At 65.7% G+C, this 26,044-nt stretch carries 18 protein-coding genes and 2 tRNA genes; 5 read left to right on the forward strand and 15 right to left on the reverse strand.

Annotated elements, in window-relative coordinates:
• Positions 1-14: 14 nt before the first annotated feature.
• From LRS03_RS03770 to argA, 8 genes are all read right to left on the reverse strand, one after another.
• On the reverse strand, positions 15-3,116 hold the full coding sequence (locus LRS03_RS03770) for a PAS domain-containing hybrid sensor histidine kinase/response regulator (protein ID WP_257823936.1): 3,102 nt from the start codon (positions 3,114-3,116) through the stop codon (positions 15-17).
• A gap of 577 nt (positions 3,117-3,693) precedes the next feature.
• On the reverse strand, positions 3,694-4,629 hold the full coding sequence (locus LRS03_RS03775) for an adenylate/guanylate cyclase domain-containing protein (RefSeq protein ID WP_257823937.1): 936 nt from the start codon (positions 4,627-4,629) through the stop codon (positions 3,694-3,696).
• Positions 4,630-4,703: 74 nt separating this feature from the next.
• On the reverse strand, positions 4,704-6,911 hold the full coding sequence (gene rpoD, locus LRS03_RS03780; protein ID WP_257823938.1) for an RNA polymerase sigma factor RpoD: 2,208 nt from the start codon (positions 6,909-6,911) through the stop codon (positions 4,704-4,706).
• A 333-nt stretch (positions 6,912-7,244) separates the two neighbouring features.
• Positions 7,245-7,391, reverse strand: a complete 147-nt coding sequence (locus LRS03_RS03785; RefSeq protein WP_257829707.1) for a hypothetical protein — start codon at positions 7,389-7,391, stop codon at positions 7,245-7,247.
• Positions 7,364-9,076: a DNA primase gene (dnaG, locus tag LRS03_RS03790; RefSeq protein WP_308296386.1), complete on the reverse strand. Its 1,713-nt coding sequence runs from the start codon at positions 9,074-9,076 to the stop codon at positions 7,364-7,366. The genes LRS03_RS03785 and dnaG overlap by 28 nt, the downstream gene beginning before the upstream one ends.
• A 39-nt stretch (positions 9,077-9,115) precedes the next feature.
• Positions 9,116-9,502, reverse strand: coding sequence for an H-NS histone family protein (locus LRS03_RS03795; RefSeq protein ID WP_374684984.1), 387 nt, complete (start codon positions 9,500-9,502; stop codon positions 9,116-9,118).
• Between the two features lie 78 nt (positions 9,503-9,580).
• Positions 9,581-9,853, reverse strand: coding sequence for an oxidative damage protection protein (locus LRS03_RS03800; protein ID WP_257829395.1), 273 nt, complete (start codon positions 9,851-9,853; stop codon positions 9,581-9,583).
• A 38-nt stretch (positions 9,854-9,891) separates the two neighbouring features.
• The gene (gene argA, locus LRS03_RS03805; RefSeq protein WP_257823939.1) at positions 9,892-11,247 is read right to left on the reverse strand and encodes an amino-acid N-acetyltransferase; all 1,356 of its coding nucleotides are present in this window, start codon (positions 11,245-11,247) and stop codon (positions 9,892-9,894) included.
• Positions 11,248-11,300: 53 nt separating this feature from the next.
• Here argA and hrpA point away from each other — a divergent pair, with 53 nt between their 5' ends.
• From hrpA to LRS03_RS03820, 3 genes are all read left to right on the forward strand, one after another.
• A complete protein-coding gene (hrpA, locus tag LRS03_RS03810; RefSeq protein WP_374684986.1) occupies positions 11,301-15,152 on the forward strand; it encodes an ATP-dependent RNA helicase HrpA in 3,852 nt (1,283 codons plus the stop codon).
• Positions 15,153-15,186: 34 nt separating this feature from the next.
• Positions 15,187-15,263: transfer RNA gene (locus LRS03_RS03815), tRNA-Pro, on the forward strand.
• A gap of 23 nt (positions 15,264-15,286) precedes the next feature.
• Positions 15,287-15,363, forward strand: a tRNA-Arg gene (locus LRS03_RS03820).
• 117 nt (positions 15,364-15,480) lie between these two features.
• Here LRS03_RS03820 and LRS03_RS03825 read toward each other — a convergent pair.
• The gene (locus tag LRS03_RS03825; protein WP_257823941.1) at positions 15,481-17,115 is read right to left on the reverse strand and encodes a sialate O-acetylesterase; all 1,635 of its coding nucleotides are present in this window, start codon (positions 17,113-17,115) and stop codon (positions 15,481-15,483) included.
• Between the two features lie 196 nt (positions 17,116-17,311).
• Between LRS03_RS03825 and LRS03_RS03830 the strand changes: the two genes are divergently transcribed.
• Entirely contained in the window at positions 17,312-18,946 is a 1,635-nt protein-coding gene (locus LRS03_RS03830) for a hypothetical protein (RefSeq protein WP_257823942.1), read from the forward strand.
• Between the two features lie 83 nt (positions 18,947-19,029).
• On the opposite strand, the gene LRS03_RS03835 is transcribed toward LRS03_RS03830, so the two are convergent.
• Together LRS03_RS03835 and LRS03_RS03840 are read right to left on the reverse strand one after the other, a co-directional pair.
• Positions 19,030-20,355, reverse strand: a complete 1,326-nt coding sequence (locus tag LRS03_RS03835; RefSeq protein WP_257823943.1) for a serine/threonine protein kinase — start codon at positions 20,353-20,355, stop codon at positions 19,030-19,032.
• 144 nt (positions 20,356-20,499) lie between these two features.
• The gene (locus LRS03_RS03840) at positions 20,500-21,192 is read right to left on the reverse strand and encodes a glutathione binding-like protein (RefSeq protein ID WP_257823944.1); all 693 of its coding nucleotides are present in this window, start codon (positions 21,190-21,192) and stop codon (positions 20,500-20,502) included.
• A 63-nt stretch (positions 21,193-21,255) separates the two neighbouring features.
• Between LRS03_RS03840 and LRS03_RS03845 the strand changes: the two genes are divergently transcribed.
• Positions 21,256-21,999: a hypothetical protein gene (locus LRS03_RS03845; RefSeq protein WP_257823945.1), complete on the forward strand. Its 744-nt coding sequence runs from the start codon at positions 21,256-21,258 to the stop codon at positions 21,997-21,999.
• An 18-nt stretch (positions 22,000-22,017) separates the two neighbouring features.
• Here LRS03_RS03845 and LRS03_RS03850 read toward each other — a convergent pair whose 3' ends face one another.
• From LRS03_RS03850 to LRS03_RS03865, 4 genes are read right to left on the reverse strand one after another with little or no spacing between them, the layout of a single operon-like run.
• Complete coding sequence (locus LRS03_RS03850) at positions 22,018-23,259, reverse strand: acyl-CoA dehydrogenase family protein (protein ID WP_257823946.1); 1,242 nt, start codon at positions 23,257-23,259, stop codon at positions 22,018-22,020.
• 36 nt (positions 23,260-23,295) lie between these two features.
• Positions 23,296-24,354 (reverse strand): phosphotransferase, encoded by a 1,059-nt coding sequence (locus tag LRS03_RS03855; RefSeq protein WP_257823947.1) that lies wholly within the window; start codon positions 24,352-24,354, stop codon positions 23,296-23,298.
• Between the two features lie 23 nt (positions 24,355-24,377).
• Positions 24,378-25,082: a Crp/Fnr family transcriptional regulator gene (locus LRS03_RS03860; RefSeq protein WP_257823948.1), complete on the reverse strand. Its 705-nt coding sequence runs from the start codon at positions 25,080-25,082 to the stop codon at positions 24,378-24,380.
• A gap of 48 nt (positions 25,083-25,130) precedes the next feature.
• Positions 25,131-25,910, reverse strand: a complete 780-nt coding sequence (locus tag LRS03_RS03865) for an oxepin-CoA hydrolase, alternative type (protein ID WP_257823949.1) — start codon at positions 25,908-25,910, stop codon at positions 25,131-25,133.
• Between the last annotated feature and the right edge of the window lie 134 nt (positions 25,911-26,044).

Raw genomic sequence — 26,044 nt, forward strand, 5'->3', positions numbered from 1 at the left:
GGTTCGGGGTGGGGTCAGGCGGTGCCGCGGCTGCGCTGCAGGCACTGCTCGACGTCGGCGAGGATGGTGCCCACATGGATGGGCTTGGTCCAGTAGCCGACGAAGCCGGCCTCGTAGGCGCGCTTCACGTCGTCGGGCATGGCGTCGGCCGAGCACATGTACGCGGGCACGTTGTCGAGGCCGGGCAGCGCGCGCAGCATGCGCAGCACTTCGAAACCCGAGGCTCCGGGGAGGTGGGCGTCGAGCACCAGCACTTCGGGCGGCCAGTCTCGCGCGATGCTCAGCGCCTGGTCGCCGTCTTCGGCCACGCGCAGCTCGATGCGGTCGCCATGCAGGCGCATCGCTTCTTCGAACAGGATGGCGTTGATGCGGTTGTCTTCGACGTAGAGCATGCGCAGGGCGCGCGTCTGGACCGACACGGCGGCGGGCGCTGCCACGACCGGCACCACTGTCGGCGCGCTGGTGGGCTGCAGCTCAAGGCGCACGCTGGTGCCCAGGCCGGCGCGACTCACGATGGACAGTCGGCCGCCGATGGCTTGCGTGAGGCTGCGCGCGATGATGAGGCCGAGGCCGGTGCCTTCGATGGTGGAGGTCTCGCGGCCGAGGCGTTCGAAAGGCTGGAAGAGCCGGCTCATCTGCTCTTCGGTCATGCCCGAGCCAGTGTCTTCGATGCACAGCGCCACGCGGTCGGGCAGGGCGTCGAGCCGCCAGCGGACGATGCCGCCCGGGTGGTTGTACTTGATGGCGTTGGAGCCCACGTTGAGCAGCACCTGGCGCAGCCGCTGCATGTCGGCCTGCACCCAGGTCGCGGGGGGCACGGCAAGCTCGAAGCGAACCTGGGCCGACTGTGCAAGGGGCATCAGGAGCTCGCTTGCGCGTGTCACCGCGTCGTGCAGGTCGACCGGGTGCAGCTGCAGCGTGAGCGCCCCTTCCTCGATCTTCTGCAGGTCGAGCACGTCGTCGATCAGCGCCAGCAGGTGCTCGCCGGCTTCGAGCACGTGGCCGGCATAGTCGCGCACGGTGGTGCCGTCCAGCCCGGTGGGACTGAGGGTGAGCAGCTGCGCGAAGCCGATCACCGCGTTGAGTGGCGTGCGCATTTCATGGCTCATGCGCGAGAGGAATTCGCTCTTGGCGTGGCTCGCCAGTTCGGCCGCCTGCTTGTCGCGCAGGGCCTGCTCGGAGGCGCGCTGCTGGGTGATGTCGCGGAATGTCAGCACCACCGCGAACGTCTGCGCCTCGGGTCGCAGCTGCAGCGGGTGGGCGTTGAGCGACACCCAGCGCTGCTGGCCGTCGGGCCGGCGCAGCGCGTGGATCTGGTTGACCAGCGGCTGGTCGTTGGCGATCACGCGCAGCACCGGGTGCTGGTCGCTTTGCAGCGGGGTCGCGTCGGGGCTGAGCAGTTCGAACGGCCACGAATCGCCCTGCGCGTTCATCAGCGCAGTTTGCTCGGCGCCGACGATGTCGCAGCCGGCGGGGTTGACCGCGAGGATGCCGAGCGTCGGCGTGACCACCAGCAGGCCGTCGCTGATCGCGAGCGCCACCGACCGGTACAGCTCCTCCGACAGGCGCAGCTTGTCGGCGGCGCGGGCCTGCTCGGTCACGTCGCGCTGCACGCCGATGTAGTGGGTGAGTTCGCCGCTCGCGTCGCGCACGGGGGCGACGTGCAGTGCGTTGGAGAAGATGCTGCCGTCCTTGCGCACGTTGCGGATCGTCACGGTGGCCGAGCGGCCCTGTGCGATGGCTTCGCGGAGCTGGGTGCAGCCCGGCTCGTCGCGCAGGTGCCCTTGCAGGAAGCGGCAGTTCTGGCCCAGCGCCTCGGCGCGGCTGTAGCCGCTGAGCCGCTCGAAGGCCTGGTTGACGTAGATGAGCGGCATGTCGGGCTGCTTGGCATCGGCCACGCACATCGACAGCGATGCTTCGGCTTCGAGCGCGCGCTGCATGATCAGCACGTCGCGTTCGAGGTTGCGCAACTCGGTGAGGTCGCGGGTGACGTAGAGCACCCGCTTGTTCGGCATCGGCGAGATGCGCGCCTCGAAGCTGCGCTCCACGCCGTCGCGCGTGGTGAGTTCGTACTGGATGCGCTGCACCTCGCCAGAGGCCAGCGCACGCCCGATGGCCGGCAAGGCCAGGTCGGCGATGGCGCGCGGCACGCCGCTGTCGAAGGGCTGGCCGCGCACGCTCTCCCATGAGTGCACGAGCATCGGGTGCTTGTCGGAGCTGCAGGCGAGGTAGCGGCCTTCGTCGTCGAGCACGAACCAGAGGTCGGGCACGGCGCCGAGCACCGCGCTCAACTGGTCTTGCGATTCGCGCAGCTGCTCCTGCTGGCGTGCGAGGGCGAGTTCGGCTTCCTTGCGGTCGCTGATGTCGAGGGAAAGATGCACCACGCTGCCGTCGCTGAGCTGCCGGTCGCTCACGATGACCCAGTGGTCTTTCCAGCGCATCTCGTGCCGTTCGCCGCGCGGCGACGCGAGCGAGAGACGCCAGCGCACGAAGTCGTCGCGGTCTTGTGCGGCGGGGTACTGGCCCGCGTCGGCCATGCGCTGCACCAGCTCCGGCCAGGTCGGGTTGCCGTGCATGTACTCGGCCATGTGCCGGCGCCACACGGCGTTGGCGATGACGACGCGGCCTTGCGGGTCGGAGATCATCACCCCGGCGGTGAGGCTGTTCATGGCCTCGTTCAAGAGGCTCTCGGCCGCTTGCGCGGCGCTCTGCGCCTCGATGCGCTCGGTGACGTTGCTGGTGGTGCCGCGGTAGCCGCGGAAGACGCCGGTTTCGTCGAACACCGGCGTGCCGCTGATGCTCACGGTGATGCGGCCGGTGGGCGAAGGGCGGTGGGCCAGCACGTCGCGGAAGGGCTCCAGACGCGAACGTGCCTCCTGGTAGCGGGCCCAGGAGTTGGTGGGGTCGTTCTCGACCGGCTCGTTGATCTGCTGCAGCGTGCGCCCGATCACGAGGTTGGGTGGCGTGCCGGTCTGGGTCTGCACGCCCGACGACACCCAGCGCACCCGCCCCTGGGCATCGCTTTCCCAGAGCCAGTCGGTGCTGGACAGGCTGGCCTCGCGCACACGCTCGGCGTGGTGGCGCCAGAGGCTTTCCTTGAGACGTGAGTCGAGCATCGCGCCGGCCAGCGCGGCGGCCTCGCGCAGCGCGGCGAGCAGGTTGTCGTCGACTGGGTGGTTCGGATGAACGAGACCGAGCAGGCCGACCGCATGCTGCTGCGCGACAACGCGGCAAGCGGCCCAGCTTTCGCCGGACGGCCCGGTGCCTTGCTGGAGGGGGACTGCCGTCGGCGACGAGGGTCAGCGCCAGTTCGGTCGCCACGAGCGGCAGCTTCGCTTCTGCGGGGCCGCTGTGGGCCTTGAGATGAGGGCGCTGGTCCTGGTCGAGCAAGGCGAGCCAGACCCATCCGTCCGACGATTGGCGGGCCAGCAGCCGCACCAGGGTGTCGAGACTCTTCTTGAGGGGCACCGCCGAGCCTGCTGACCGCGTGCAAGGTGCTTTCGCGGCTGGCCTCGACGGTACTGTTGGCCATGGACGCAGCGGGCGCTGTTCAGCGCGTCGCCGAAGCGACGTCAACGAGGCGAAAGTCGGCCCGCAACATGGCGAGGACTGTAGCGGAGATGGTCGAAATTCACCCGAGCGAACCGCGCGAGCTCCGCGCAGTCATGCACGAAAAATGATGCGACTCCCAGCCTACAGCGCGTCTTGCGGCTGGGTATCGGCGAACTTGAGAATCTCGAAGCGCACGCAGGGCGCGGTGGGGTCGGTGAGCGTGGCACCCAGGCCGATCAGGCCCGAGCCGTGCAAGGTGCAGGTGCCGCGGCGCAGTGCCACGATCTCGGCACCGTTCGAAAAGCGCACATACGTGCCGTTGTAGCTGAGGTCGGTCAGTTGGAAGGCGCCGCCGTGCCAGTCGATGCGGGCATGCGAGCGCGACACGCGCGAGTCGTCGATGCAGTAGGTGACCTGCGGGCTGCGGCCGAGCACCACCGGCAGGCTCGGGCCGGCGTAGACGCGGTTGAGGTCGAGCCAGACGAGGCGGATGCCTTCGGGCTCGGCTTGCGGCAGCAACTCGCCATAGGCGGTGGCGGCGGTGTCGCCGAAGCGACGGCCTTCAATGAGGTACACGTGCACCGGCTCGACGCGGCCGCGCAATTGCACCTTGTCCAGGCTGCGGCAGCGCTCGCGCAGGTCGGACGCCAGGCCGGCCACGACGCTGGCGGTCGCGAGTGTTTCGTTGTCGCCGGCATGGTCGAGCAGGCGGGCAGCGACGTTGACCGCATCGCCGAAACAGTCGCCCGACATCTCGACCACTTCGCCGTGGGCGAGGCCGACTTGCAGCTTGAGCACCGGCACGTTGCGTTGGCCGGACGGCGGCACGATGCGCTCGAGCGACTCGTGCATCTCGTCGGCCGCCACCACGGCAGCTGTGGAATCGGCGAACACCGCCATGAGCCCGTCGCCCAAGGTCTTGACAACCACGCCTCCGGAGGTGGAGACGATCTGCGCGATCAGGGAGACGCTGCGCGTGACCACGGTCGTGGCCTCGGTATTGCCAAGGGTTTCATACAGCGCCGTGCTGCCGCGCAGGTCGGCAAAGAGGACCGTGCGCTGAAGAATCTGCGTCATGTGTGAAGTTTATGGCACTCCACATGAAAAAAGCCCCGGCGAATTGGGCCGGGGCTTCGAGGTTTTTCAGGCGATCAGAGGTTGTCGAGATAGGTTCTGAGCTTGTCGGAACGGCTCGGGTGCTTGAGCTTGCGGATCGCCTTGGCTTCGATCTGGCGGATGCGCTCACGGGTCACGTCGAACTGCTTGCCGACCTCTTCCAGCGTGTGGTCGGTGCTCATCTCGATGCCGAAGCGCATGCGCAGCACCTTGGCTTCGCGCGGCGTGAGGGAGTCGAGGATGTCCTTCACCACATCGCGCAGACCGGCCTGCATGGCAGCTTCGATCGGCGCGGTGTTGTTGGTGTCCTCGATGAAGTCGCCGAGATGCGAATCGTCGTCGTCGCCGATGGGGGTCTCCATCGAGATCGGCTCCTTCGCGATCTTCATGATCTTGCGGATCTTGTCCTCGGGGATCTCCATCTTCTCGGCCAGCGTCGGGGCGTCGGGCTCGAAGCCGAACTCCTGCAAGTGCTGGCGCGACAGGCGGTTCATCTTGTTGATCGTCTCGATCATGTGGACCGGGATGCGGATGGTGCGCGCCTGGTCGGCGATCGAGCGGGTGATGGCCTGGCGGATCCACCACGTGGCGTAGGTCGAGAACTTGTAGCCGCGGCGGTATTCGAACTTGTCGACCGCCTTCATCAGGCCGATGTTGCCTTCCTGGATGAGATCGAGGAACTGCAGGCCGCGGTTGGTGTACTTCTTCGCGATCGAGATCACGAGGCGCAGGTTGGCCTCGATCATTTCCTTCTTGGCGTCGCGCGAGGACTTCTCGCCCTCGTTCATGCGGCGGTTGATCTCCTTCAGGTCTTCCAGAGGCACCACGGCGCGCGCTTGCTGGTCGATCAGCTTCTGCTGCAGTTCCTGGATGGCGGGCAGGTTGCGCGTGAGGATGGCGCTGTAGGGCTTGCCGCTTGCGGCTTCCTTTTCCGGCCACTTCAGGTTGAGCAGGTTGGGCGGGAAATGCTTGACGAAGTATTCCTGCGGCATGCCGCACTTGTCGACCAGGATCTTGCGCAACTCGCGTTCGTAGCGGCGCACGTCGTCGACCTGCGAACGCAGGATGCCGCACAGCTTCTCGATCGTCTTCACCGTGAAGCGGATGGTCATCAGCTCTTCGCTGATGGCAGCCTGGGCCTTGTTGTAGGCCGGCGATTGGTAGCCTTCCTTCTCGAAGGACTTGCGCATCTTGTCGAAGTTGGTGCGCAGGCTCTCGAACTTCACGAGCGCGGCGCTCTTGAGTTCTTCGAGCTTCTTGGTCAGGGCCTTGCTGCCGCCATTGCCGTCGTCGTCGTCTTCCTCGTCGAAGAAGTCGACGTCTTCTTCGGCCACGTAGTCGTCGGCCTCGTCTTCGGAAACGAAACCGTCGACCACTTCGGAGATCTGCATCTCGCCGGCGCCGATCTTGTCGGCGTAGGCCATGATCTCGGCGATGGTCGTGGGCGAGGCGCTGATGGCCAGCATCATGGCCTGCAGGCCACCTTCGATGCGCTTGGCGATTTCGATTTCGCCTTCACGCGTGAGCAGCTCGACCGTGCCCATTTCGCGCATGTACATGCGCACCGGGTCGGTGGTGCGGCCGAATTCGGAGTCGACCGTGGAAAGCGCGGCTTCGGCGGCCTCTTCGGCTTCTTCTTCGGTCGCCGTGGCGGTACCGCTGCCGGCGATCAGCAGGGTGGCGGCGTCTGGCGCCTGTTCATAGACGGCGATGCCCATGTCGTTGAGCATCGACACGATGGCTTCGAGGATTTCCGCGTCGACCAGCTTCTCGGGCAGGTGGTCGTTGATTTCCTGGTGTGTGAGGAAACCACGTGTCTTGCCCATTTTGATGAGGGTCTTCAGCTCCTGGCGGCGCTTGGTGACTTCCTCTTCGGTGAGCGCGGTCTCATCGAGGCCGAATTCGCGCATCAGCGCGCGCTCCTTGGCGCGCGACACCTTCATGCGCAGCGGCTTGGCCTTGGCGGCCTTGTCGCCGGTGTCGGCTTCGGCTTCCGGCTCGCCCTGCAGGTCGGCCTCAATGTCGGAGAAGTCCTCTTCAGGCACCTCTTCCTTCTTGGCGGCGCCGGCCTTGGGCTTGCGGCCCGGCTTGCCCTTGGCTTCGACAGGCGTAGCCGCCTTGGCGGCAGGCTTTGCGGGCGCAGCCGCGGCCTTGGTCTTCTTCTTGTCTTCGGCTTCTGCCTTCGAAGCCTTGGCGGGCGCAGCGGGGGCTGCCTTCGCGGGAGCGCTCTTCTTCGCGGTCATGCAAATCCTCGGGTGGTGATGGGCGTCACGGCTTGGTGCCGAGGCCTCGAAGGCGCACCAAACGACGAACCGAACCTGGCGTAGATGCAGGTTGGAACCGTTCGTTCAAGGGCGACGAAAAGGCCTGGCATGGCGCAGCCACTTCAAAGCGGTCGAAACCGACAAGAAGTAGCCGTGTGCGGACAAGCTGGCGTGACCATCGAAAGAAGCGCAGCCCTTGCGGGGAAGGTTGGCCTTGTGTGGGGACCCTGGATCAAAGGGTGGCCGGGGACCGGAGGTGCTGCTGTCACTCTTGCCGCGTAACAAACTCTCCATTATCGGCGAAGAGGGGCTTTACGTCAAAGAGGTCTGGGCGGCGCTCAGCTGGCGGATGCGGGTGTCGAGTTCTCGCCAGCGGGCGAGGGCCGCCGGGTCGGTGCCGGCGCGCTCGATCAAGGCGCGTTGAGCGTCTTTCAGGGCGTCGATGCGCAGGCTGTCCACCACGCGGCGCAGGTCGGCGAACCGGATCTCGTCGGCCAGCACGCTCTCGGGCATCCAACGGGCCACCGTTTCCGCCCATTCGGTGTCGCGCAGGGCTTGTTCCAGCACGGCCCAGGGGGTTTCCCCTGGTCGTGCAAATGACGCTCCAGCCACGCGCACAGTGGCCCGTGGGGCGCAGGCAGCTCGGCAAGCAGCTCGTGATCGTCTGCATCGAGTTGCTGCCACCACTCGCTGTGCAAGAGCAGCATGCGCAGGGCCGTGTCTTCCTTGCGGGCCGGGGCGGCGCGCCCGGCAAACCGGGGTGGCCGAGGGTTGCCCCGGGGCGACTGAGTCGTGGTGCTGCTCGCCGGTGGACCCTCGGGTGCATTGCGGCGAGGGGCTCCGGCCGATTGCCACAGGCGCGCGAGGTCCGGACCTGCCAGCCCGGCCATCTGGGCGAGTTCACCGAGCAGCTGCAATTTCAAGGCGCCATCGGGCAGGGCGCTCCAGAGCGGCTTGGCATTCGCGAGGAACCTGGCGCGGCCTTCCGCGGTGTCGAGATCCACGCCTTCTCGGGCCGCTTCGACCAGCTGGCGCGACAACGGGACGGCTTGCGCCACATAGTCCTCGAACGCCTCGGTGCCGTGCTCTCGCACGTAGGAGTCAGGGTCGTGTTCGGGTGGGAGGAAGAGGAAGCGGATGCTGCGGATGTCGCTCGCGTGTGGCAGCGAGGCTTCCAGGGCTCGCCCTGCTGCCCGCCGGCCGGCGGCGTCGCCGTCGAAGCTGAACACGACCGACTCGGTGAAGCGGAAGAGTTTTTGCACGTGCTCGGCCGTGCAGGCGGTGCCGAGCGTGGCCACTGCGTTCGGAAAACCCAGCTGCGCCAATGCCACCACATCCATGTAGCCCTCGACCACCAGCACGTAGCCCCGTTGGCGGATCGCCCCGCGCGCTTCGTGCAGACCATAGAGTTCGCGGCCTTTGACGAACACCGGCGTCTCGGGTGAGTTGAGGTACTTGGGTTCGCCCTTGTCGAGCACCCGGCCGCCGAAGCCGATCACCTCGCCCTGGACAGAGCGGATGGGAAACATGATCCGGTCACGGAAGCGGTCGTAGCGCTTGCGCTCTTCTTCGGTGTCGCCCTGAGCGATCACGAGGCCGCTTTCTTCCAGCAGGGGGTCGTCGTAGTGCGGGAAGACACTAGCAAGGCCACGCCACCCGTCGGGGGCATAGCCCAGGCCAAACGCTGCCGCGATTTCGCCCGTGAGCCCACGGCCTTTGAGGTACTCGACCGCGCGGGGGTTGCCCTTGAGCTGCTTGCGGTAGTGATCGGCCGCCTTGGCCAGCACGTCGTTGAGCGTCGCCTGCTTTTGCTTGAGTTCGGCGGCGCGCTCTCGCTCCTGCGGTGAGCGGTCGTCTTCCGGCACGGTCAGGCCGACCTGTTGCGCGAGGTCGCGCACGGCGTCGATGAACCCCATGCCACCGTTTTCCATCAGGAAGCCGATGGCATTGCCGTGTACGCCGCAGCCGAAGCAGTGGTAAGTCTGCCGGCTGGCGCTGACGATGAAACTCGGCGTCTTTTCGCCGTGGAACGGGCAGAGGCCTTTGTGGTTGATGCCCGCCTTCTTGAGCTGGACGTAGCGGCCGACGACCTCGACGATGTCGACACGGGAAAGCAGTTCCTGGACAAAGCTGGGCGGGATCACCCCGCCAGTCTAGGGCCTCGCCGAAGCCTCACCCCGGCATCAAATCGCGAAGTCGCTGAGCTTCTTGCCCGAGGCAATCGCGGCCTTCAACCAGTTGGGTTGCAACCCTCGGCCGCTCCAGGTTTCGCCGGTGGCGCTGTTGCGATATTTGGGGGCGACTTTCGTGCCTTTGCTGACGCCCGCCTTCGTGCCCGGCCCTTTGGTGCTCAGGTCGGCGACCGTCAGACCGTATTCGGCCATCAGCGCTTTGACCTTGGCGATGGCGTCCTGGCGCTCGCGCTTTTGGGTGGCCTCGATTTCCTGTTCGAGGGCCGCGCGTTTTGCCAGCAGGTCTTGAAGTGACGATGACATGAGAATCTCCAATTGAGCGGCCGATATATCGCCGGGCGATTTTATGGCCGAGAAACTCCCGGGCGTCTGCGTCAATTTGCACGTCGGGTCGAATGAGACTGAGCTCCCCCTTTTGGAGGATGTCGCAGTATTGCCGGAACGTGCAGAAACCCGTTACGCCGCCGGAGGAACATACCCCGCAGGCTGCTCGGCGCCATCGCCGAAGAAGAATCGTTCCATCTGGCGGGCCAGATATTGCCGCGAACGCTGGTCGGCGAGATTCAATCGGTTTTCATTGACAAGCATGGTCTGGTGCTTCATCCACAGTTGCCAGGCTTCCTTGCTGACTTCGTTGTAGATGCGTTTGCCGAGTTCACCCGGGTATGGGGCGAAATCCAGGCCTTCGCCTTCCTTCTTCAGATAGACGCATTGAATGGTGCGAGCCATGTTGTGTACTCCTTTGATTTTGAGAATCTCGTTGGCCATCAGGCCAGTTTCTTGACCAGCACCTGGGAGCGGCGGTCCCAGTTGTATTTGCGCTTGCGGGCTTCGGGCAGCCAATCGGGGTCGACCTGCGCGAAACCACGTTTGATGAACCAGTGCATCGTGCGTGTGGTCAGCACGAAGATGCTGGTCATGCCCATGGCCTTGGCACGCTGTTCGATGCGCTTCAGGATGCGCTCGCCGTCGCCCTGGCCTTGCACGCTGTTGCTCACCGTGAGTGCCGCCATCTCGCCCGTCTTGGCTTCGGGGTAGGGGTAGAGCGCCGCGCAACCAAAGATCACGCCGTCGTGCTCGATCACGGTGTAGTGGTCGATGTCGCGTTCGATCTCGGTGCGGTCACGCTTGACGAGCGTGCCGTCCTTTTCGAACGGTTCAATGAGCTGCAGGATGCCGCCGATGTCGTCTGCCGTCGCTTCGCGCAGGCTTTCGAGTTTCTCGTCGACGATCATGGTGCCGATGCCGTCGTGCGTGAACACCTCCATCAGCACGCCGCCGTCCACGTTGAAGGGCAGGATGTGCACCCGGTCCACGCCTTCCTTGCTCGCCTTGACGGCGTGCTGCAGGTAGAAGGCGGTGTCGGTCGGTTGCGTGGGGTTGGGCAGTTGCGCGAGCAGCTTCTCCGCCTCGGCGAGTGAGAGTTCCTGGTCGATCTCGACGTCTTCGTCGCGCGGGTCGCCGGCATGGGGGTCTTGCGGGATGCCGCGCACTTCGGTCACGAACAGCAGCTTGTCGGCCTGCAGTTCGATGGCCGCGCTGGTCGCCACGTCTTCCATGCTGAGGTTGAAGGCTTCACCGGTCGGCGAGAAGCCGAAGGGCGACAGCAGCACCAGCGAACCTGCGTCGATGTTCTGGCGGATGGCGATGGCTTCGATCTTGCGCACGAGGCCGGTGTGCTGGAAGTCCACACCGTCGACGATGCCCACCGGCCGCGCGGTGATGAAGTTGCCGGAGATCATGCGCACCGCGGCCCCGGCCATCGGCGTGTTGGGCAGGCCTTGCGAAAACGCCGCTTCGATCTCATATCGGAGCTGGCCGGCCGCTTCCTGTGCGCAGTCGAGGGCCACCGGGTCGGTGATCCGCATGCCGTGGCTGAAGCTCGAAACATGGCCCTTGGCCAGCAATTGCTCCTCCACCTGGGGCCTGAAGCCATGCACCAGCACGAGCTTCACGCCCATGGCCTGCATCAGCGCGAGGTCTTGTGCGAAGGCCGTGAGCTTGCCGGCGGCGATCAGCTCGCCGGCGATCGCCACCACGAAGGTCTTGCCGCGGTGCGCGTGGATGTGCGGCGCAACCGAGCGGAACCACGGGACGAAGGTGTGCGGAAAGATGAGGTCCATGCGCGCGCCACTGGCGGGAGGCTGAAATAATCCGCGATTTTGCACGACGACCCTTGACGACAGACGCGAAATCTCGCGGCGGCCGACCGCCCCCGCAGGCCAATCCCTTGCCCCCGGTCACCTTTCCGGAATCGCTGCCTGTCTCGGGCAAACGCGAGGAGATCGAGCGCGCGATTGCCGAGCACCAGGTCGTGATCGTGTGTGGCGAAACTGGCTCCGGAAAGACCACCCAGCTGCCGAAGATCGCGCTCGCGATGGGCCGCGGCCGCGCGAACACCGGCAGGCTGATCGGCCATACCCAGCCAAGGCGCATCGCGGCATCGAGCGTGGCCAAGCGCATTGCCGACGAGCTGAAGACGCCGCTGGGCGAGGTTGTGGGCTACAAGGTCCGCTTCCAGGATCGCCTGCAGCCCGGCGCGAGCGTGAAGCTCATGACCGACGGCATCCTGCTCGCCGAGACCCAGACCGATCCGCTGTTGAAGGCGTATGACACGCTCATCATCGACGAGGCCCACGAGCGCAGCCTCAACATCGACTTCCTGCTCGGCTACCTGCGACAGATCCTGCCGCGCCGGCCCGATCTCAAGATCATCGTCACCTCGGCCACCATCGACGCCGACCGCTTTGCGCGGCACTTTGCGTCGCGCCATGGACCGGCGCCGGTCATCATGGTGTCGGGGCGGCTCTTTCCGGTCGAGCAACGCTACCGCCCGTTTGAAGAGAGCCGTGAATACGGCTTGAACGACGCCATCGGCGATGCCGTCGACGAACTCTGGCGCGAAGGCGCGGGCGACGTGCTGGTCTTCCTGCCGGGCGAGCGGGAAATCCGCGAGGCCGCCGATCACCTGCGTCGCCACCACCCGCCGGGTGTGGAGGTAGTCCCGCTCTTTTCGCGCCTGTCGCAACAGGAGCAGGACCGCGTCTTCGAGCCCCACAGTGCGCGGCGCATCGTGCTCGCGACCAATGTGGCCGAGACGTCGCTCACCGTGCCCGGCATCCAGTACGTGATCGATGCCGGCACCGCTCGGGTCAAGCGCTACAGCTATCGCAACAAGGTCGAGCAGTTGCAGATCGAGCCGGTGAGCCAGGCTGCGGCCAACCAGCGTGCCGGCCGGTGCGGCCGAGTCAGCAACGGCATCTGCATCCGGCTCTATGACGAGAAGGACTTCAACGAGCGCCCACGCTTCACCGACCCCGAGATCCTGCGTTCCTCGCTGGCGGGCGTGATCCTGCGCATGAAGTCGCTGGGCCTCGGGCTGGTGGAAGACTTCCCGTTTCTGGAACCACCCCCGCGGCGCGCCGTGGCCGACGGTTATCAACTGCTCAACGAACTGGGCGCGGTCGACGACCAGAACGAACTCACCGCCACCGGCCGTGAACTCGCCAAGCTGCCGCTCGACCCTCGCGTTGGCCGCATGATCCTCGAAGCGCGCAATCGCCAGGCGCTGGCCGAAGTGCTCGTCATCGCCTCGGCGCTGAGCGTGCAGGACGTGCGCGACCGCCCCATCGAGCAGCAGCAGGCCGCCGACAACGCGCACAAGAAGTTCGACGACGAGAAGTCCGAGTTCGTCGGCACGCTCAAGCTGTGGAAGTGGCTCGAAGACAGCCGGGGTGGGCAGGGCGAACACAAGCTGTCGAACCGCAAGCAGGAGCAACTGCTGCGCGACAACTTCATCTCGCCGCGCCGCGTGCGCGAGTGGCGCGACATCCATTCCCAGCTGCACACCGTGGTGGCCGAGCACGGCTGGCGCCTCAACGGTTCGCCGGCCACCTACGACCAGCTGCACATGGCGATGCTGGCCGGCCTGCTCGGCAACATCGGCCTCAAGAGCGACGAAGACGACTGGTACCTCGGGGCACGCGGCATCCGCTTCTACAAGCACCCCGGCGCCAACCTCAGCAAGAAGCCGGGCCGCTGGATCGTCGCGGCCGAGCTGGTCGAGACCACGCGTCTCTTTGGCCGCGGTATTGCCAACATCGAGCCGCAATGGCTGCCCATCGTCGGCGCGCACCTCCTGAAGACGCAGTTGCTGGAGCCGCACTGGGAGAAGAAGGCCGGCGAGGTGGTGGCGCTCGAGCGGGCAACTCTCTACGGGATCGTGGTCTACAGCAACCGCCGGGTGAATTTCGGCAACGTTGACCCCGCCGCGGCCCGCGAGATCTTCATCCGCGAGGCGCTGGTCAATGGCGAATGGGAGACGCGCCTGGCGTTCCTCGCCGCCAACCGCAAGCTCATCCAGCAGGTCGAAGAGCTGGAGCACAAGTCGCGCCGGCAAGACGTGCTGGTCGACGACGAGCTGATCTATGCCTTCTACGACCAGCAGCTGCCGGCCGACGTGGTGAGTGGCTCCACGCTCGAGCGCTGGTACCGCGATGAAGTGAAGCGCCAGCCGAAGCTCTTGCTGCTCACGCGCGAGGAGTTGATGCGCCACGAGGCCGCGGGCATCACCACCTCGGCCTTCCCGAAGACCATCCGGCTGGGCGGCGTGGACTGCAGCGCAAGCTACCTGCACGAGCCGGGCGATGCCAAGGACGGTGTGACGGTGACCGTACCCATCTTCGCGCTCAACCAGGTGAGCGACGAACGTTGCGAGTGGCTGGTGCCCGGCATGCTGAAAGACAAGGTGCTTGCGCTCGTGAAGAGCCTGCACCAACGACCAAGGTCGCGCCTGGTGCCTTTGCCGGACTACGCGTCCGAGTTCTGCGAACTCACGCCGTTTGCGCAGGGGTCGTTGGTCGATGCCCTTCTGAAGGCGGTGCGCGAACACACCCAGCTCGCGGTGCAGCGCAACGATTTCAAGCTGGAACAGTTGCCGCCGCACCTGTTCATGAACTTCCGCGTGGTCGACGAGCACGGCCGCCAACTGGCGATGGGCCGCAATCTGGCAAGCCTCAAGGCCGAGCTGGGCGGGCAGGCGCGGTCGGCCTTCCAGGCGCTCGCCGCCTTGCGACCCAGCGTGCCGAAAGCCGCAGAGCCCGAAGTGCCGGCCGCAGAAGTGAAGCGGCCCCATGCGCCGGTGAAGGCGGAAATTGCGCCGTCGCCGTCCTCGGCAGCCGATGCCCGCTACACCGACTGGACCTTCGGCGAGCTGCCGGAACTGATGGAAGTGAAACGCGGCAGCCAGAGCCTCGTCGGCTTCCCGGCCTTGATCGACAAGGGCGACCACGTGCTGATCGAGGTGTTTGACGAACCTGACATCGCCGCGGCCAAGCACCGTGCCGGCCTGCGGCGACTGGTTGCACTGCAGATCAAGGACGCGCTCAAGTACCTCGAAAAGAACATCCCCGATCTGCAGAAGATGGCCGTTGCCTTCATGCCACTCGGCACGGCCGACGAATTGCGCCAGCAGATCATCGACCTCGCGCTCGACCGTGCGTTCCTTGGCGATCCGTTGCCCACCGACGCCCAGGCTTTCCGCAAGCGCATCGACGAAGGCCGAGGTCGCCTCACGTTGATTGCCAACGAGGTCGCGCGCAGTGCGCTGGCCATCCTGACCGAATTCGCGGCCGCGGCCCGCAAACTGAAAGACGCCCGGCCGCCCAAGGAGGTGGCGGACGACGTCCAGGCGCAGCTCATGCGCCTCGTCACCAAGCGCTTCGTGCTGGAGACCCCTTGGGCCCAATTGGCCCATCTGCCGCGCTACCTGAAAGGCATTGTCATGCGCCTGGACAAGCTGCGAGCCGACCCCGCACGCGACAGCACGCGCCTGGCCGAGATGCGGCCACTGGAGCAGCGCTTCCTGCGTCTGTTGGCCGAACGTCGCGGTGTGCGCGATGCGCGCCTGGACGAGTTCCGTTGGCTGCTCGAAGAGTTGCGCGTGAGCCTCTTCGCACAGGAGCTGCGCACGCCCCACCCCGTGAGCGTGAAGCGCCTCGAGAAAACTTGGGCGCAGATCAACGCCTGAAGTGCCTCATCTGCTGGGTACAATGCGCGCCGATCGGAGCGTAGCGCAGCCTGGTAGCGCAACTGGTTTGGGACCAGTAGGTCGCGAGTTCGAATCCCGCCGCTCCGACCATTCTTTTGTGGGTCACCCCCTCACTGCCCGTAGCTCAACTGGATAGAGCAGCTGCCTTCTAAGCAGCAGGTCGGGGGTTCGAGTCCCTCCGGGCAGGCCAAGTCGCCGTACCAGAAGCTCCCAATCGATCTCAGGAAGCTCCGAGAACCTGGCGATGGCTCGGACCATGGCGCCCCAGTTCCGAAGATTGCGCTGGAGCGCCTTGCCGCGGCTCGACTCAAGGAATGCCGTAGCCTCGCTGCCCTGATCGTTCGAAGTTGTAGATGGCGACGATCTGCTGATCGGCGAGCGCCTGTCGGTAGACCTTGGCCGATACGAAGTCGCCGTCGACACCGAACCCCGCATTGCTGCCGTAGCCGCTGAAGTCGAGGCTGACAAGGCCGTATGCCTGGGTTGCCGCGGGAATGGAAGAACCCGACGCCACCTCGACGCCGTTGAGGTACAGGCGTCCCGACGCGCGTGTGGCGTCGAAGGCGTAAGCGACATGGGTCCACAGGCCGATGGGCAACGCCTGCGGTGCCTGGGCATGCGCCTGGACGGTTCCTGCAGCGGTAGAGTGGCCGGCAGTCAAGCGCTTCGTGGGCCCGGTCGAGTACAGGTAGTGAGACTGCGCGGGGTTGTTGGCCGAAATGAGGTGGTTGCGGAAGCTGTTCGAAGACAGCTTCACCCACGCCATCTTGGTGTAGCTGCTGTTGAAGACGCTGCCGTCTGCCAAGGTGGAGAGTTGGCCTTCGCTGCGCACCACCCGGGCAACGTTGCCGCGCTGCCCGTCAAGACGCGGTGTCACGGTGCCCTGCACGCGGAGGTTGCCGTTGCGACGGCGGTCTGGATGGTTGCTGTCGAGATCGATCGAGTCGCCCACGTTGAAAAAATGGCCCCCATAGACCTTGAGGTCGACCGTGGGAGACGGCAAACCTTGTTCGGCTTCCCAGAACTTCGAGAAATATCGGCGCCCCATTTCGCGTTGCGAGGCGGTGTCGAAATGCACGCGGTCACCGACCCCGTTGTCCCCGAGGCCTGCACTGCTGACCCAGGCCGAACGCGGAAGCGTCGATGCAATCGTCTGCAGGTAGGTCAGCACGGGGGTGCGTGCCTCCTGGCTCACAACGGTGATGGAGCTGTCGCGGCAGGGTTCCCACAGAAAGCATGGCGTCATCTCGCCGACGACGATGGGCACGGTGGCAGCACCTGGAATATTCGATCTGAGCGCGCGCATCAGGTCTTGGTGATGCTGGGCGTATGCGACAGCGCCGCCACGAACCACATCGCTTTCTCCCTGGTGCCACAAGATGCCGCTGAACTGGCTGGTCGCATCGATGCGCCTGGCCTCGGCGATGGCTGCGGTGGCCCGAGCGACAGCGCCGCGATAGAGGTCGCCGCCGAGGCGGGGGTCTTGCGTGGCAATCCAACGCCCCGTGCCCGAGCCGCCTGGCTGCACGAAACTTGTCCCGCCCCACGCCGCCCCGACCAACAGCACCTTGCGGTTCGGGAAGCCTGATGCGCGCCGCCACGCGAGGTAGGCCTTGGCGAAGCTCATGCCGGGACCCACGCCTGTGGGCTTTTGGCCGAACTCAGGGTGGAGCAGGGGGTCCTTTGCTTCGATGATCGTTCTGTCATCGTGCGACCACATCTTGATGGCTGGGTCGACACGGCCGTCCACATCAATGGGGGCGGTCACGGCACCGCGGCCGGCCATGTTGGACTGACCGGCAAGGAGAAAGATGTCGTACCCGGCCGTGCCATCCGCTGCGGTCGCCGCATGGGCGGTGGCAAGCATCGCCAAGCCGATGAAGTGCCGAGAGAAGCGCCAGGCTGCGCTGCGATTCAGGAAGGCGACTGGCCATCGATTCATGTCTCGGCTCCGGATGGGTGGTCGTTCGCGATCACCGCGCGTCATCGAATGCCGCGGAGTGCTTCTCCTCGGCCACGAGCCACATATTGTGGTTTAAAGATATTATAAAACGTATAGTGGCAACCCGGATCACGCAAGGTGGCGTTGGCCTTGTGGTGCACAAACCGACGTCGCTTTCGCTACTTAAGGAGTCTTCATGAATCGATCTACAACGATGCTTGGCGCCAGCAGGCTCTGGGCCATTCTGGCAGCCGGGGTGCTGTTGGCTCTGGTCAGTGCATGTGGGGGAAGCGACTCGACTGCAGCACCGCAGACGCCGGTTACGCCAGCACCGGTTGTGCCGCCCCGCGTGGTGGATGGCACCCTGCGCGTTCCGACATACCCGAGCCTCTCGCGTATTGGCGAAGTCGAGCGTCTGTTCGTGTCGGAAAGGTATGGCGTTCGGGTGTCCAGGGTCTCGGACACTGCTCAACAGACCAGCACCGTGTTTGAAACGCGAAACGACTGGGTCCTGTACGACTTCTTCAACAGCGACCCGGCTCGGCGCACGGACGTGTTGCGCGCTGCCAACCAGTACGGCGGCGGCAAGAGCGACATCCGCACCGCGTCGTTCACCCGCTTCTCGTTCGAGGACACGGCCGTCAGGGTGCAGGTCAACCTCACGCCTTCGCAACCCGACATCGCGTCGGCGGTGGTGCGACCCCTGCGCCACGGCATCGTGCCCGTGATCGCGGCGGATCGGCGCAGCTTGAGCTTCACACTGGACCGCCCCTTGAAGGTTTCGGTCGAAATCAATGACCGGCTCAATCCCTTGTTCGTCCTGACGGATGCGCCAGACGTCAAGGACACCACGGCCCGGCACTACTTCGCACCGGGTGTGCACCGCCTGTCAGGCCCCAATGGCACCTTGACGCTGAACTCGGGCGACCGGGTGTACGTGGACGAAGGGGCCATCGTGGAAGGCCGCTTTGTCATCGAACCCGGCAGCGCCAACGTGAAGATCAGAGGCCGTGGCATCCTCTCGCGCGGCGAATGGAGTCATACCTCGACCGACTACGCCTACCTGCGCGACAACGCGACCTTCTGGAGCCAACACACCTCCGACCTCGAAATCGAAGGTCTCACGGTGGTCAACAGCAACGCCTGGCAGGTGGCGATCGAGGACTACAGCGCCAGTGGCACCAGCACCAGGGACAACCGGTACCTCAACCTCAACTTGATCGGCTGGGCCGGCAACACCGATGGCATCTGGATCACCGGCCAGGGCAACATCGTCCGTGACGCCTTCATCTTCAACAACGACGACGCCCTGGTCACCAAGGGAGGCACGTCCACCCAGGTCTCCAACGTGGTGTGGTGGGGGAGCGTGTGGGGCCGTGCACTGCTGTTCTATCCCGCCCTGGCCAATCTGCCGGACATTGCCAACCTGTCGGTGCAGGACTACGACATCATCGGCAAGGAAGGCTCTCCTTACATGCTCCACGTTGCCGCCAACACCCGTGGCAAGTCGATCAGCAACATCACCCTGCGCAACTGGCGCTTTGAAGAACGACGCCGCCCAGGCAACACCAACAACTCCGCCTACAACGCGCAGCATCTTGTGCGCTGGCAGGACGAGTATTCCAACGCAGCGATGCGCAACATCCTGCTGGAGAACTTCACGCTCGACCAGGCCTTGCCCCAGGAGGGCTACATCCGCGGCAGCGCGCAGCACCGGTACCAGGGCGTGACGTTCAAGAACTTCCGGCGCGGGGGGGCGTTGGTGCTGAACCGGGCGGACAGCGGCATCGAATTCAACGAGTTCGTCGATGACGTGAGTTTCGTGCGCTGACCATGCGGCACGGCGTCCCGCTTGGTTCGCACCATCGGCCCGCGCTGCGTTCAAACGCCCGCCGGGCGTTCAGGCCGCCACACTCACCCAAACAACAGCCACGCGAGCGCGCCGACCGCCGCGATCAGCACCGCCGCCGTGCCGCCAATCACCATCAGGCGTTGGCGCCATGGGTTGCGGCGGCGAATGGTGGGCATCGGTGTGTAGGGCAGCGGTTCGTAGTCGGTGGGTTCGTCGACCGAGAGCAGGGGCAACGAGTCACGGCCTTCGAAATCGTCGAACGGGTTGACGATGCGCAGCGGGGGCAGTGCCGGTTCGGCTTCTTCGGTGAGGGTCGGGACTTCGGGGACCTGGAAAGGCTCCACGTCTTCGGCCGCCGTGGCGGGGCCGCGCTCGAAGTTGGCCAGCAGCGCGAGCACGCTTTCGCTTGAATTCAGGGGGTATGCCGGCGGGGCCGTGGGAATCGGCTCGCGCTTCGGGCGACGTGGGCGTTTTGTCGCGAGCTTGCCGTCTTGCGCCAGCAGCGGCACGGGTGATGAATCTGCTGCGAACAACGCGCGGAACTCGGTGACTGTGCCTGGTCGCTCGCCGGGCGGCAGGGCCAGGGCGGTGTCGACTGCGGCGAGGAATTCGGGCTGGTACTCCAGTGCCGAGGCGCTGTCCTTGAAGCGCAGCAGCACGTCGGCCAGCGCCGGGTAGCGCGGCAGCTGGCCTTGACGCATCGGCACCCAGTCGCCGCTGACGGCGAAGTGCAGCACCGCCGCCACCGCGTGCAGGTCGGCCGTCATCAGCGCCTTCATGCGCGCGGGGTCCGCGTAGGCGTCGACGTGCGGCCTGTGCAGATCGCTCTGCACGGCCAGGTGCACGGCATCGAAGTCCATCAGGACGGGCTGGCCGTCTTCGCCGAGGTAGATGTTGAGCGGCTCGACCTGCCCATGGGCGAGGCCCGCCTGGTAGAGCATGAACAGCGCATCGAGCAGGCCATCGAGCAGGGTCTGCAACTGCGACTGAGAGGCGGGCTCGGTGGTGCTGGCGCGCCAGGCGAGGAGCGTCGTCCCTGTGTGGTAGGGCATCGAGCGGTAGGCGGTGCCGTTGTCCTCCCAGACCGCACTCACGCGCAGCAGGTTGGGGTGCTCGAACTGCGACAGCGTCAGCGCCTCGGTCAGAAACGCCTGCAGGCCGCGCTGGTAGGCCTCGGTGTGCGACGGGTCGGTGACCTCGACCTGGCCGCCCGGCATGCGCATGGCAAGCGGCGAGGGCATGTATTCCTTGATCGCGACCGTGCTGCTGTCTTGCAGGTTGCGCCCGAGATACAGCACGCCGAAGCTGGTGAGGCCGATCACCTGCACGATCTCGAAGTCGAGCAGCCTCTCGCCCGGCGGGAGCGTCTGGCCGGCGATGGCGGGCATCGGGCCTGAGGGCTGAAGGGGCTCGGACAAGTTCATCGGGCGCGCAAAACCATCGCCCAGACGGGCGAAAGTGTGTATTTTGACGCGGACGGTACGCGTTTCCGCCGATTTGGCGACCCCGGGTCTGGGGGGCGCTCCAGCCGGTCAGCGACGCTGGTACTGCTGGGCGCCGAAGAGCACCTCGCGGGCCTGCGAATCGACCAGCGGCTTGCGCAGATTCGCCAGCACCTCCACGCCGCGCTGGACGGCCGGCCGCGCGGCGATCTCGTCGAACCAGCCTTTCAGGTGCGGGTAGTCGGCCCAGTCGATGCCCTGGTTCTTCCAGGAGCGCAGCCAGGGGAAGATGGCGATGTCGGCGATCGTGTACTCGGGACCGGCGATGTACTTGCTCTTGGCCAGGCGCTTGTCCATCACGCCATAGAGGCGTTTGGCCTCATTGGTGTAGCGGTCGATGGCGTAGGGCAGTTTCTCGGGCGCGTAGATGCGGAAGTGATGCGCCTGGCCCAGCATCGGCCCGACGCCGCCCATCTGGAACATCAGCCATTCCAGCATTTCGTACCTTCCGCGCACGGTGTCGGGCATGAAGCGCCCCGTCTTGCCGGCCAAGTACAGCAGGATGGCACCCGACTCGAACAGCGACATCGGCTGGCCATCGGGCCCGTCCGAGTCGATGATGGCGGGGATCTTGTTGTTCGGGCTGATGGCGAGGAACTCGGGTTTGAACTGGTCGCCCGCGCCGATGTTCACAGGGTGGGCGCGATAGGGCAGGCCGCACTCTTCGAGCATGATGTGGACCTTGTGGCCGTTGGGGGTAGCCCACGAATACACGTCGATCATCGCTATAGTCTCCTTCAACGCGGCACACGCCGGTGTGCGCACTCTAGTGGATGGCCTGTCACCATGCTGGATGCCTTCAAGAAACTCATCTCTCGCCCCGCCCCCGGGCCGGAATGGCGGGAGGTGGTGGAATGGGCCAAGCACAACAAGCTCAAGTACAAGCGCGAAGCAGAAGGTGAAGGCTTCGTCATCTCCGGTGGCATGGAAAGCAAGCCGTGGCGCCTGGAGTGGGGACCGCCGCAACGCCAATACATCGACGGCCATGAGCTGCGCCTGCGCATGGAACTGGGCCTGTCGCACAACTTGCAGGTGCTGCTGATCTCGCAGGCGCTGCTAGAGAACCTCGAGCGCCAGGCTTTCGAGCGTTTCACCGAAAGCACGCAGACCGTGATCGACGGCAACACGCCGGAAGAGATGCGCTGGCTCGCGATGTTTCCGAAGGTGCCTTACAAGGCTGCGAGAGAGGTGCGCTCGCGCTTCGGTCTTGTCAGCAGCGCGCAGGCGGAAGCGGCCTCGTGGGTCGAAGGCGCGCTGGCCAAACAGCTCGAAGAATCGCTGGCCGGCTTTTTGAAGTCAGAACCACCCTTCGTGCTGATGCTGCTGCGCGGCCGGGCCTATCTGCGCATGCAGTTGCCCGAGCCGGAGGTGGCCCTCATGACGCAGGCCGTCGGCCTGTTTGAAGTGGCCGTGTTGCAGGCCTTGCGCGTGGCCGGTGTGGGCGCCGAAGGTTCACCCGACTGGCACACCACCGGCTCGACGGCCTGGCAGACACAGCTCGGGCCGGAAGACCCGCCGAAGGGGCGCTGAGGCCCCTTCGGCCACCGCTCAGGCTGCGTAGCGGCCGAGTTCCATCTTGGCGATGGCGTTGCGGTGCACTTCGTCCGGGCCGTCGGCGTAGCGCAGCGTGCGCGCCATCGCGTAGAAGTATGCGAGCGGGAAGTCGTCCGACATGCCGCCGCCGCCGTGAACCTGCATCGCCCAGTCGATCACCTGGCAGGCCATCGAAGGCGCCACCACCTTGATCATCGCGATCTCGGCCTTGGCGGTCTTGTTGCCGGCCACGTCCATCATCCACGCTGACTTGAGCGTGAGCAGTCGGGCCTGCTCGATCATGCAGCGAGCCTCGGCGATGCGCTCACGCGTCACCCCTTGTTCGGCGACGGTGCGGCCGAAGGCCACGCGTGAACTCGCGCGCTTGCACATGAGTTCGAGTGCGCGCTCGGCCAGGCCGATCAGGCGCATGCAGTGGTGGATGCGGCCCGGGCCGAGGCGGCCTTGCGCGATCTCGAAGCCGCGGCCTTCGCCGAGCAGGATGTTGCTCGCCGGCACGCGCACGTTCTCGAACAGGATCTCGCAGTGGCCATGCGGCGCGTCGTCGTAGCCGAAGACGGGCAGGGGGCGGATCACGGTGATGCCTTTGGTGTCGGCCGGCACGAGGATCATCGACTGCTGGCTGTGGCGCGGTGCGGTCGGGTCGGTCTTGCCCATGAAGATGTAGATGGCGCAGCGCGGATCGCCGGCGCCCGAGATCCACCACTTGCGCCCGTTGATCACGTAGTCGTCGCCCTGGCGTTCGATGCGGGCTTCGATGTTGGTCGCGTCGGACGAGGCCACCGCCGGCTCGGTCATCGCGAAGGCGCTGCGGATCTTGCCGTCGAGCAGCGGCTCGGCCCAGCGCTTCTTGTGCTCGGCCGTGCCGTAGCGAATGATGGTTTCCATGTTGCCGGTGTCGGGCGCCGAGCAGTTGAAGACCTCGCTCGACCACATCACGCGGCCCATGATCTCGGCCAGCGGCGCGTATTCCTGGTTCGACAGGCCGGGGCCGTATTCGGCTTCGCGCACCGAGCCGTCGGCGCTCGGCGGCAGGAAAAGGTTCCACAGGCCCTGTGCGCGGGCCTTGAGCTTCAGCTCTTCGATCAGTTGAAGCGGCGTCCAGCGCTTGCCGGCCTTGGTGTTCTCCTTGATCTCGGCTTCGTAGCGCGACTCGGCGGGATAGATGTAGTCGTCCATGAAGCGCAGCAGCTTGGCTTGCAGCTCCTGGGTGCGGGGTGAATAGGCGAAGTCCATGTCTGTCTCCTTGGGTGACTCGGGGTGAGAGGGGGTTCAGGCCTGCTGGGCGAAGCCCCAGGCCATCTCGGCCAGGGGGCGGGCGCTCGCGGCGACCTGCCGTGCCTCGGCGCTGGAGGCGGTGCCGTTCTCGACGCGCTTGGCGATGCCCTGCGAGATGCCGGCGGCGCGGAAGAGGTTGTAGGCGAGGTAGAAATTCCAGTCCGCTTCGACGCGGGCCACGTCACGGCGGCCGGTGCGTTCGCAGTAGCGGCGCAGGTAGTCGGCTTCGCTGGGAATGCCCAGCGACGCGAGGTCGAGGCCGCCGATGCCGCGGAAGGTGGCCTGCGGGATGTGCCACGACATGCAGTGGTAGCTGAAGTCGGCCAGCGGGTGGCCGAGCGTCGACAGCTCCCAGTCGAGTACCGCGATTGCGCGCGGCTCGGTGGGGTGGAACATCAGGTTGTCGAGCCGGTAGTCGCCATGCACGATCGACACCTGCGACTCATCGCGTGCGCTGGCGGGCATGTGCGCCGGCAACCACTCCATCAGCCGATCCATCGCCTCGATGGGTTGCGTGATGGAGGCAACGTACTGCTTGCTCCAGCGCGCGATCTGGCGCTCGAAGTAGCTGCCGGGTTTGCCGTAGTCGGCCAGGCCCACGGCCTTCACGTCGACCTGGTGCATGGCTGCGATCACGCGGTTCATCTCGTCGTACAGCGCCGCCCTTTCTTCGCGCGACATGCCGGGCAGGGACTGGTCCCACAGCACACGGCCCTGCATGAACTCCATGATGAAGAAGGCCCGGCCGATCACCGATTCGTCTTCGCACAGCAGGTGCATGCGCGGCACCGGTACCGCGGTGCCCTGCAGAGCCGACATCACCCGGTACTCGCGCTCGATCGCATGCGCCGACGGCAGCAGCTTGGCCACAGGTCCGGGCTTGGAGCGCATCACATAGGCGCACTCCGGCGTGACGAGTTTGTAGGTGGGGTTGGACTGGCCGCCCTTGAACTTCTCGATCTGAAGCGGGCCGCGGTAGCCGGGCAGGTGGACCTGCAGGTAGCGTTCTAGCGCCTGCGTGTCGATGGCATGGGAACTGGTGTCGGGGCTCATGGGTCACCGGCACCAGGGTGCCGTCAGCGTTCGGAAAGTGAGATCAGCTTCTCGCGCGACAGCACGACGAGACGTGTGGGCTCGATGCGCACCGCACCGGCGCGTTCGAAGCCCTTCAGCTCCTGGTTTACACGCTGGCGCGAGGCACCGAGCAGCTGGGCCAGGTCTTCCTGCGCGAGCTGCAGGCCGATGCGGATCTCGTCGCCCTGCTTCACGCCATAGCCGCGCGCCAGGAGCAGGATCTGCTTGGCCAGGCGCGCCGACAGCGGGCGCGTGTTGAGGTCTTCGATCATGTCGAACATCAAGCGCAGGCGCCGGCAGTTCAGGCGCAGCAGCGCTTCGTACAGCTCTGGGAACTGCGCGAGCAGCTCTTGGAAGTCGGGCTTGCGCACCACGAGCAGCGTGGTCTCGCCGTGCGCATAGGAGTCGTGCGTGCGCGGGAAGTTGTCGAACAGTGAGATGTCGCCGAACCACACGCCGGGCTCCACGTAGGTGAGCGTGATCTCCTTGCCGGAGAGCGACACCGAACTCACCCGCACCGCGCCCTTGGCCACACCCGACCAGGTCTCGGCTTGCGCGCCGCGCGACGACAGCATCGCGCCATCGGCCAGACGCCGCACGTGGGCTCTCGACAAGATGGCTTCGCGCAGAGGCTGTGAGAGTTTGGAGAACCACGCGCCGGACTCGATGTTGGACTGCTCTTCGATTGTAAGAACGGGGCTGTTCATGGTTGTCTCTGTCGCGACAGCTGTTGATGCGGTGTCTGCGCTGTGTGTCTACTCGAATGCTGCGGGCCGCTTGTCCAGAAATGACTGCACGCCTTCGCCGCTGTTCGCGTGAAAGAAGTTCTCGAGGAAGTGATCGCGTTCGGCGTCGAGCTGCTGCGCAAGGCTGCGCTCGGGCCATTGGTTGACGAGTTCCTTGGCGCTGGCGATCGCATTGGGTGCGCATGACGCGAGCCGCTCGGCGATGGCAAATGCCTGCGTGCTGGCCTGGCCCTTGGGCACCACCCAGTTGACGATGCCATGGGCATGCAGCTGCGCGGCGCTCACGGGCTCGAAGAGCCACAGCATCTGCAGCACGAGGTTGCGCGGCAGGCGCTGCATCAGCTGCCAGGTGGCGCCGCCATCGGGCGACAAGCCAATGCGTCCGTACGAGAGGATGAACTTCGCATCGTCGGCGGCCACGATCAGGTCGCAGGCCAGCGCGAGCGAGAAGCCGCCGCCGGCAGCTGCGCCTTCGACGGCGGCGATCACCGGCTTTGGAAACACACGCAAGGCCTCGATGAAATCGTGGAAACGCTGCAGCATGTTGTCTTGCACGGAGCGATCGGCCTGGCGGTTGGCCTTGAGGCGATGGAGGTCACCGCCCGCGCTGAAGACAGTTCCTTCGCCGCGCAGCACGATGCAGCGCACGGTGTCATCGCCCTCGGCCACATCGAGCGCCTCGATGCCGGCTGCGAAAACCTGCTCTGACAGCGCGTTGCGCGTGGCCGCGTCGCTGATCGTCAGGACCAGGGCCGCATCACGGCGTTCGGCGTGCAGTTCTGAGGGCATGTGGCGGGTAAGTTGGGTCCGCACAAGACGGACGCAGCATTGTGTCATGCAGCATGGAATGCCGCTGCGCAAGCCTTGCAGCGCCTCGGCGAACAGGCCCTTCATGCTAGAGTGACCCGCTACCCCCCACCGCA

Origin of the sequence: Rhizobacter sp. J219 (assembly GCF_024700055.1) — a bacterium.
Lineage (GTDB): Bacteria > Pseudomonadota > Gammaproteobacteria > Burkholderiales > Burkholderiaceae_C > Rhizobacter.